Origin of the sequence: Pseudomonas brassicacearum, assembly GCF_003732265.1 — a bacterium.
GTDB classification, from domain to species: domain Bacteria; phylum Pseudomonadota; class Gammaproteobacteria; order Pseudomonadales; family Pseudomonadaceae; genus Aquipseudomonas; species Aquipseudomonas brassicacearum_D.
Map to the genome: position 1 here is coordinate 1 of NZ_MOBK01000443.1, position 322 is coordinate 322.

The window sequence follows — 322 nt, forward strand, 5'->3', positions numbered from 1 at the left end:
CTTCCAGCGCCGGGTCGTCCTGCAAGCGCCGGGTGAGAATGCCTTCGGTGACCACTTCGATGCGTGTGTTGGGGCCGACCTTGCTGTCGAGACGAATGCGATAACCAACGGTTTCACCGACCTTCTCGCCCAACTCACTGGCCAGACGTTCCGCCGCTGCGCGCGCGGCGAGACGGCGCGGTTCAAGCATCAGAATGGTCTGCCCGGCCAGCCACGCTTCATTGAGCAAAGCCAAGGGCACGCGGGTGGTTTTACCGGCGCCGGGCGGTGCTTCGAGCACGGCTTCGTGGCGTGTCGCTAGGGCTTCACGCAGGGCGGGTAA

Annotated in this window: 1 pseudogene; it reads right to left on the reverse strand. The window is 64.9% G+C overall.

What is annotated here, in order from left to right:
• Positions 1-322 (reverse strand): annotated as a pseudogene (locus tag BK660_RS32160) (ATP-dependent helicase HrpB); the annotation flags it as partial.